The sequence below is a fragment of the Sulfitobacter sp. 1A15106 genome (assembly GCF_043556995.1).
Classification (GTDB): Bacteria; Pseudomonadota; Alphaproteobacteria; order Rhodobacterales; family Rhodobacteraceae; genus Sulfitobacter; species Sulfitobacter faviae.
The window spans coordinates 1-7,775 of record NZ_JBIFFM010000028.1; the positions used below are offsets into that span (position 1 = coordinate 1).

The 7,775-nt window shown below is 55.4% G+C and carries 9 protein-coding genes; 4 read left to right on the top strand and 5 right to left on the bottom strand.

The annotated features are described in order from the left end of the window. Positions 1-197 precede the first annotated feature (197 nt). On the bottom strand, positions 198-857 hold the full coding sequence (locus ACGYKA_RS19855; RefSeq protein ID WP_394394267.1) for a plasmid pRiA4b ORF-3 family protein: 660 nt from the start codon (positions 855-857) through the stop codon (positions 198-200). On the opposite strand from ACGYKA_RS19855, the gene ACGYKA_RS19860 reads away from it, so the two are divergent. The 4 genes from ACGYKA_RS19860 (at position 851) to ACGYKA_RS19875 (ending at position 4,560) form a co-directional block, all read left to right on the top strand. Next, a complete protein-coding gene (locus ACGYKA_RS19860) occupies positions 851-2,263 on the top strand; it encodes a type IV secretory system conjugative DNA transfer family protein (RefSeq protein ID WP_394394268.1) in 1,413 nt (470 codons plus the stop codon). The two genes, ACGYKA_RS19855 and ACGYKA_RS19860, sit on opposite strands and share 7 nt — an antisense overlap. A 214-nt stretch (positions 2,264-2,477) precedes the next feature. After that, positions 2,478-3,512, top strand: coding sequence for a replication initiator protein A (locus ACGYKA_RS19865; RefSeq protein WP_127044712.1), 1,035 nt, complete (start codon positions 2,478-2,480; stop codon positions 3,510-3,512). 114 nt (positions 3,513-3,626) lie between these two features. Next, positions 3,627-4,295 carry a ParA family protein gene (locus ACGYKA_RS19870; protein ID WP_267168826.1) on the top strand — a complete coding sequence of 223 codons (669 nt, stop codon included), beginning with the start codon at positions 3,627-3,629 and terminating at the stop codon, positions 4,293-4,295. Beyond that, positions 4,279-4,560: a chromosome partitioning protein ParB gene (locus ACGYKA_RS19875; protein ID WP_074948197.1), complete on the top strand. Its 282-nt coding sequence runs from the start codon at positions 4,279-4,281 to the stop codon at positions 4,558-4,560. The genes ACGYKA_RS19870 and ACGYKA_RS19875 overlap by 17 nt, the downstream gene beginning before the upstream one ends. Positions 4,561-4,572: 12 nt before the next feature. On the opposite strand, the gene ACGYKA_RS19880 is transcribed toward ACGYKA_RS19875, so the two are convergent. From ACGYKA_RS19880 to ACGYKA_RS19895, 4 genes are all read right to left on the bottom strand, one after another. Further along, positions 4,573-4,839 (bottom strand): Txe/YoeB family addiction module toxin, encoded by a 267-nt coding sequence (locus tag ACGYKA_RS19880; protein WP_267168762.1) that lies wholly within the window; start codon positions 4,837-4,839, stop codon positions 4,573-4,575. Then, entirely contained in the window at positions 4,836-5,087 is a 252-nt protein-coding gene (locus ACGYKA_RS19885) for a type II toxin-antitoxin system Phd/YefM family antitoxin (protein ID WP_036743750.1), read from the bottom strand. The genes ACGYKA_RS19880 and ACGYKA_RS19885 overlap by 4 nt, the downstream gene beginning before the upstream one ends. A 698-nt stretch (positions 5,088-5,785) precedes the next feature. Then, positions 5,786-7,171: an ISKra4 family transposase gene (locus ACGYKA_RS19890; RefSeq protein ID WP_394394265.1), complete on the bottom strand. Its 1,386-nt coding sequence runs from the start codon at positions 7,169-7,171 to the stop codon at positions 5,786-5,788. A 22-nt stretch (positions 7,172-7,193) separates the two neighbouring features. Beyond that, the coding region (locus tag ACGYKA_RS19895; protein ID WP_394439858.1) for a recombinase family protein at positions 7,194-7,775 on the bottom strand (582 nt) is incomplete at its 5' end.

Here is a 7,775-nt window from a genome sequence, read left to right on the forward strand (position 1 = left end):
GCAGCGATCTCCCGGATCTGGTTTTCGGGGTCCTGTTCGACGGTCGATACTCTGGCGTAGGCGAATGTTCTGGTCACAGCATTGCAATTCTGTCCGGAAATGTTGTCCAAAACAATACACCTGTTCGATACAGGTTCAAGATAATTTATGGACAGATCATTACGCCCTGTCCGGAACCGAACCATTTCGGACGGCCCTTACCACATCTGCTGGCGCATCAGGTCGCGATGATCTCCGGATCGAAACCGCTTGTTCACAGCACCCCGTGAGAACTTCCCCTCGACGAACGGCTTGCGTGCCACCATCCGCTCCATCGCGGATTCCACATCGTCGGACATGAAATCAGATACCGGCCGATTGGGGGCGTTCGCTGCTACAACATCTTCGAGGAAACCAACCATGACGTCCATGTCATTCCAGGCATCATAGCCGTCAGCCTCATCCCGCCGTTCAAGATACCCATATACGCCACCGCAATCTTCAGGCGGGCAGGCTCCGGAACCGCCTATGCAGGCCGGATAGGTTTTCTTTGGTGGCGGATTAATCGCTTCAACACGGATTTCGTGTTCCCAGTGATCCCCCATATCGTAAACATAGGAAAATCGTTGGTTCTCGCAGAATCCAAACTGCTGCAAGGATACATCGGGGTTTCCAGCATGCAACTCGAACGAGCCGTACTGTACCGCGTGAACCTCGAAGAGGAACAGATGAATGCCCTCCCAGCCCATCGCAACCTGAAGAATGCCGTGCAGTTCACGCAGTGTCGTCGAATCCGATACCAAAACACGCCGCCAGATCATCGGGCTCAACCCGAGAAGGCGTACCTTTAGCTGATAGATTGGAGAAGCGGATGACATCCAAAATCCTTGCCAGCATCAATCCCAAAATTCAACTGCCCCACACTTTACGGTACTCTCGATGGATGGACCCGCGCGACATTGCCCAGCTTGTCCGCAACAAGACCAGCCTGCCCCTGGCCCTGCACAAAGGCAAGCTCCTGCGCTACGTCAAGAACGATGCGAAAGGATGGCGCGGCGGGCATCACCTCGTCGTCTCCGGCACACGCGGCGGCAAGGGCGTCAGCGCCGTGATCCCCGCGATCCTCGATCACCAGGGACCGGTCGTCGTCCTCGACATCAAGGGCGAGAATTTCGCCGTCACGCGCCGCCACCGCGAAGAGCTCGGGCGCAAGGTAGCCGTTCTCAACCCCTTCGGCCTCGTCGAAGACGGAAAGGATCAGTTCAACCCGCTCGACTACATCCGGCCCCATGAGCTGGCGCGAGACGTTGCCCTGGTTGCGGACGGCCTGGTCAAACCGGAACAAGGCGACGGCGCGCATTTCTCTGAAATGGCCCGCCAGCTGGTCGCGGCGGCGATCGAAGTGATCGTGACGCAGGAAGAACCGAACCGGCGCAATCTGATCGCCGTCGCCGATCTTCTGCTGTCCGCGAACCTCGACGGCACGCTTGAGGCCTGGGCTGAAAATGGCGACCTTGTCGGCCACCGCCCGGCCCAGACCGCCGCCACCATTCTGCGCGCGGGAGACAGAGAACGCGGGTCGATTCAGACAGCGGTCTCAAAAGCTTTTGAGTGGATGCAGTCCGACAACATGCGCCACTTCCTGGCTGGGTCCAGCTTCCGCATGGATGATCTTCTCGATGATCGGGTCGATCTCTTCATCGCGGTGCCCCTCGACCAGGTGGACAAGCAAGCGATCTTCATGCGCCTGTTCATCAACCTTGTCCTGGGCACGGTCGTGCGTCAGGACGGGCGGCGCAAGGTTAAGGCCCCGATCCTGCTGGTTCTCGATGAATTCGTGCGTATGGGCCGCATGGAGCAGATCATGAACATTGCCAACGTCGCCGCAGGAGCCGGTGTGGAAGCGCTGTTCGTCACGCAAGACACGGGTCAGGTCGAAAAGGCCTATGGGCCAAACGATGCCCGTTCGATCTTTGGCTCCTGCATCACCAAGCGCGTCTTCAACCTCAACGACATCGAAACCGCCGAATGGGCAGCGCGCCACCTCGGGGAAAGCACCGTCTATTCTCAGCAAATTCGAGAGGGCAAAGCCCCGAACGAGGGCCGGGATTTTTCCTACTCGGAGCAGCGACAGAAGCTCATGACTGCTGAGCAGATCACTGGCATGAAGGCGGATGATCTGCTGCTGTTGGTGGGCAATCGCAACCCGCTCAAGGCCAAGCAGAATGTGTATTTCAAGAGCAAGATTTACCGTGGACGGTTTGATCAGAATCCGCTGAATTGAGTTGATTTTCCAAGTTATCCACAGGCTTAGTGTGTTAAATATGTGTTAAATATAGTGTTAAGCTGTTTTTGAGGCCTGTTTTACTATTTTGAATCAACGTGTTACGCATTCGATCAGTAACTAAAAACACGAATCTCGGTAACTGAAAACACGAACTTTGGTAACTGAAAACACGAATCTTGACATGGGTAACTGAAAACACGAATGTGCTGCTATGGTAACTGAAAACACGAACCCACTGACACCCCTTTTGCCTGATCGTCACCCTCAGCACGATCTGTTCATCTGTGACGTTGCAGACGCTGTTCTCAAGGACGTCATGCAACATATGGAGCATCCGTTCTACTCACTCTCCAAGAAACCAGAGACTTCTGTGAAGCGTTATAGGAACGGTGATCACTGGTTGGAAATCACGCCGAGTGTCAAAGGGCTGGCAACCATCTATGACAAGGACATCCTGATTTACTGCATCAGTCAGATTATGGCGAAACTTAAACATGGGGAACCGGTCTCGCCTCGCGTTCGTATCAATTCGCACGAACTCCTGATTTTCACGAACCGTGGCACCAGTGGTCGAGAATACATCTCGCTCATGGATGCGCTTGACCGGTTGGAAGGCACGCGGATCAGAACGAACATTGTTTCTGGTGACGAAGAACAGATTGATGGGTTCGGGTTGATAGACGCCTCCTCCATCCGTCGAAAGCAAGGCCTCGACGGTCGTTTGCTCTGGTGTGAGGTCAAGCTGTCGGACTGGGTCTTCAATGCAATCAAAAACGAAGAGGTGCTGACCCTTCACCGCGACTACTTTCGCTTGCGCAAGCCGATTGAACGCCGCGTTTACGAGCTAGCGCGCAAGCACTGTGGCCAGCAAAAAAGCTGGAAGATTACCCTAAAGCACCTGCTTATGAAGTCTGGGTCGCAAAGCCCAGAAAAGCGATTTCGTCAGATGATTAAGCAGCTGGCGGTTCATGATCACCTGCCAGATTATCAAGTGTTCTTCGATGAAGTGGCGGACATGGTGGTTTTTACCAATCGCGGCACGATGACCCCGCCCTCCCTTATCGAAGGGCGTATTCCTCCACTTAAGTCTGAAACCTACGATAGGGCGCGACAGGCCGCGCCTGGTTGGGATGTACGTCACCTGGAAAGTGAGTGGCGTGACTGGATCGTGGAGGCTCCGAGGGATGTGGATGCCGCATTTGTAGGCTTTTGCCGCAAGTGGTTCGAGAAGCGCGGTAGACCATAATCGGATTTAAAACCGGTTATTGATTTAAATCCGGTATCAAATTTTATTCTGGTATTGGAAATTTTACCGGTAAGTGATATGTTTCCGGTAACGAAAATAGTATGAGGCCGAGCAATGCCCGTCATCGTCATGGCAAGCCCCAAAGGGGGCGTCGGAAAATCCACATGTGCTGTAATCCTGGCCACAGAGTTCGCTCGGATGGGAGCTCAAGTGACAGTCTTGGACTGCGACCCCAACAAGTCACTGACCCGATGGGCATCTCACGGACTCCCCAAAGGTGTGACGCTTCATCAGGATATAGGGCGCTCTGAGATAGTGCCGACGATCAGGGCATCAGATGGCGATGGGCAGATCGTGATTGTTGATCTTGAAGGCGTAGCATCGCAGCTTGTCAGCCGCGCTATTTCTCAAGCTGATCTGGTTATCGTTCCTATGCAGCCAACGGCGCTCGACGCGGAGATCGGGTCTGAAGCCTTGGCTTTGATCCGGGAAGAGGAAGAGGCGCTTGGTCGCACAATCCGTCACGCCGTTGTTCTGACCAAAACAAGCGCAGCTGTGAAAAGCCGCGTTCAAAGAGATCTGGAAGAACAGCTGCGCGGGGCAGGGATAGACCTGATCGAACCGTCGCTCGTCGCTCGCGCGGCGTTTTCAGAAATCTTCGCTTATGGCGGTGATCTGACCGCGATGATGAAAGACCCTGACATGGTAACTGGCGGCAAGGTCGATAAGGCCTTGGAGAATGCCAAATACTTTACGGAGGCTGTCTATGAGCGGCTCAAATAGGCTTGCAGGGCTGAAGGCCCGACCAAAAGACACCACGGTTGCCGAGGTCCGCCGTGTCGATGAGGTTGGAGAGGCGAGGGGCTTCCTTGATCGTACCCCACGCAAGAAACCAGGGCGTAAACCAAGCCCACGCACCTATCAGCTGCACCCGAAGGTTTTCCCTGAAGTCGGGGAAGCGATTGCCGCTGAGGCAGAGCGTCTTGGCATCACGCAGGGCCAGCTAATAGAGATGATGTGGGAAGAATATCAAAAGCTTGCGCGCTAACCTTGGGACCATTCAGTAATGGAACCGCAGTTGCGCAATCTCTAGGCTTTGGCGATCGCCAGCTCCACTGACCCGGTAGACCATTCGATCTTCCTGAGAAATTCGCCGCGACCACCAGCCTGTCAAATCGCCCTTCAAAGGTTCCGGCTTGCCGGTTCCCTTGAAGGGGGTCCGCTTGCACTGCTTGATCAGCTCGTTGATCCGGTCGCGTACCTTGTCGTTGGTGTTGACCCAGTATTGATAGTCTTCCCACGCCTGATCGGAAAAAACCAGCTTCACTCGGTCAGCTCACGCTCTTCGCCAGTTCCAGCATCGAGTTGCGCGATCGACGCGCGCAAGCGGGATGCATTTTTCGGTGTGGACAAGAGGTGCAACGTCTCGTTGACGGCGTTCCAAGTGTCCAAGGACACGACCACAACGGACTCGCCCTTCTTGCGCGTCACGACAACTTCCTGCTTGTCGTGGATCGCTCGATCCATGACGCCCTTCAGTTGAGCTCGTGCGTCTGAGTAGGTCATAACATCCATGTCGACTCTCCTTTGCTTTCCTCTATATGTACAACATTAAGTACAAGTAAAGGGGTGGTACGAAGGCGGCAGTCAATTTCATGGAGAATTTACGAGAGAGAAAGGGCTCACATGAATGACATCGTTACCCGCCCCGCAGAGGAAATGTCTCGCGAAGAACTTTACGAACTGGTCTGGCAGACCCCCATGAGCAAGCTTGGTGCCCAACTCGCGACGAACGGGCCAGGCTTGGCCGCTCTTTGTCGAAAGCGCCAAATCCCTACGCCACCCTTGGGCTACTGGCAGAAAAAGGCCGTTGGCCGTGCTCCTGAAATGCCTCCTTTGCCGTCATTCGAACCGCCCCAAAAGACCTCCCCTTCAATCAAGCCAGCGCGGGGCAGTGGTAGACCGCTAGTACCTGCGTCCGTCCCATCTCGCGACGCTGAGTCCGTTGCGGAACTAACACCCTTCGATGAAAACGACGAAAGCCTTGACCATATGCGAGCGCTGCACCCGAAGGTGAAGGCATGGGTCGCAGAGCACCGTCAGCTACAGGAGAGCCGTCGAGCGGAAAACCGGCAACGGTCGCGCGACTTTTGGGGAGGATCACTTCGTCATATCAGCGACCTCACTGCGCGTGACCGATATCGCTTCAGGGTGACAAGCACCCTGTTTCGCGCGATCGAGAAGCAAGGAGAGTACCGCAAAGTGTGGGGCAACTACGCCGCAAATTTGTCATTTTCGCCCGATTTCATGCCTGGATACCATTGTTCGAACTTGGATCGGAGTGTGCCGTCAAGGGTTCGGGTACGAGTTTGCAGCATGAGGTGGGCACCTTGCTTTGACCATCGCATCTGCTGGCGTTTTCCGAAGCGCTTGCCGACCACGGTATTGACGGTGCTTTCGACGAAGCCAGTGGAAACGCGCTCGCCATAGCGCCGCCGTTCCGCATAGTTCGGAATCATATCCTTGTTATTCGCGATATAGGTTTCGAACTCAGCAGCGGCTTTGCGCAGCGCTTTGATGCTGGCGTAGTCCGTTTCGATTCCGTCCAAGTCCATGACGAGGTCCTCAATCACCGTCTGGCCGTCATGCAGGTTACCGTTCCAGAGGAAACCTTTGATCTGACGAAGTAATCTGGATAGCTTTTCCGCGGCCTCTTCGTTGTGATGCGCCAACCCTTTCACATATTGGTGCATGACAGTGAGGCGCATGGTGATGTGGAACCAGTCGAGGATATGTTCCGAGGCAGGAGCCATACGCAGGGCCATATTGATGACCGTGTCCCCTCCATCAGTCATAAATGTTACCGGCTGGTTTTCCTGCCAACCCTGGTCCTTCAGAACCTCATGAAGTCGCCGCTTGGGCTTGTCATCATGACTTTGGACAAGTCCAAGATAACGGCTCGGGCGATCTGTGGGAATGGATTTGCCGACAGTGACCTCGAAATGCGACTGACCGGCGTCGCGGGACCGGACATATCCGCCATCGATGCCGACCGTGATCGGTCCTTCTGGGTTTGGCATTTGCTCCCGTTGGCAAGCGCTGGTCTCAATGAAGCTGAACCGTTCTTCGGCCAACTCGGTTTCCATCCGCGCCGCCACGCGTCCCAAGTGTCGGCGGATGGTATCCGGGTTCAGCTTCAGATCGATAGGTAGCACGTCTTTCAGAAGGTCCGCTGTGACCCCGAACGATACCAGCGAGGCCCATTTCGTTTCCAGCCAGAGCAGCTCCGGTGCGACGTGTTTGGGCAGAAGATCGGTCAATGGGCTTAAGGTTTTAGCCGGGCCATCGTGGCACTGACAATGGTAAAAACGCGGGCTCGGGACGGTGACATCTCCAAAGACAGTGCGATACCGGATATGGCCACGCGCCTTTCCGCGCAGCTTTCGCCCGCAGCACGGACAACAGGTGCGCGTCGCACCGTAAGCCACGCATTGCGCGGATACGATTTCCTGCTGCAGTTTCAGGAGCAGTTCCTTGCTCTCACCGATCGACAGCCCAATTTCGCCAATAGCGTCAGTGTTTTTGGTAAGTGTGGCGATTTTCTCCGTATGGGCTGTGCCGTCCGGCCCGGTGATTTTAACCTTAATCTCGATATTCATTTGATGTCCTGTCTACTCGTTTTTATGTCGTCTGCGCGTCTCTTGCACGCATGATGGTTTGTCTGCTGGTCCCCATGTCGCGGGCGATGGCAGAGACGGTTTCGCCTTTCGCGATCCGCTCCCGTACCTGTGCTTGTTGATCAGCTGTCAGCGCCGCCGGTCGCCCGAGCGGTTTGCCTTGCGCTTTGGCACGGGCGAGGCCGGATTGGGTGCGTTCGATGAGAAGATCGCGCTCAAATTGTGCGACGGCGTTGATCACCCCCATGGTCAGCTTCCCTGCCGAACTGGTCAGATCGACGCCGCCAAGGGCTAGGCAATGGACACGAATGCCCAGCTTTTCCAGCTTGGCTACGGTGGTGCTGACATCAATGGCATCACGCCCCAATCGATCCAGTTTGGTCACGACAAGAACATCGCCACGCTCCATCTTGTCCAGAAGGCGCGCAAATCCCTTCCGCTGTGCGATGGCCTGTGAGCCGGAAACCGTTTCGGTAATGATCCGGTGTGGCTCCACCGCAAATCCTGCGGCAGCGATCTCCCGGATCTGGTTTTCGGGGTCCTGTTCGACGGTCGATACTCTGGCGTAGGCGAATGTTCTGGTCAC

Excerpts from the sequence above, each read along its gene's own strand:
- ACGYKA_RS19870 (WP_267168826.1), top strand. The coding sequence starts at position 3,627 with ATGCCCGTCATCGTCATGGCAAGCCCCAAAGGGGGCGTCGGAAAATCC.
- ACGYKA_RS19875 (WP_074948197.1), top strand. The coding sequence starts at position 4,279 with ATGAGCGGCTCAAATAGGCTTGCAGGGCTGAAGGCCCGACCAAAAGAC.
- ACGYKA_RS19890 (WP_394394265.1), bottom strand. The coding sequence starts at position 7,171 with ATGAATATCGAGATTAAGGTTAAAATCACCGGGCCGGACGGCACAGCC.
- ACGYKA_RS19885 (WP_036743750.1), bottom strand. The coding sequence starts at position 5,087 with ATGGATGTTATGACCTACTCAGACGCACGAGCTCAACTGAAGGGCGTC.
- ACGYKA_RS19855 (WP_394394267.1), bottom strand. The coding sequence starts at position 857 with ATGTCATCCGCTTCTCCAATCTATCAGCTAAAGGTACGCCTTCTCGGG.
- ACGYKA_RS19860 (WP_394394268.1), top strand. The coding sequence starts at position 851 with ATGACATCCAAAATCCTTGCCAGCATCAATCCCAAAATTCAACTGCCC.
- ACGYKA_RS19865 (WP_127044712.1), top strand. The coding sequence starts at position 2,478 with ATGGTAACTGAAAACACGAACCCACTGACACCCCTTTTGCCTGATCGT.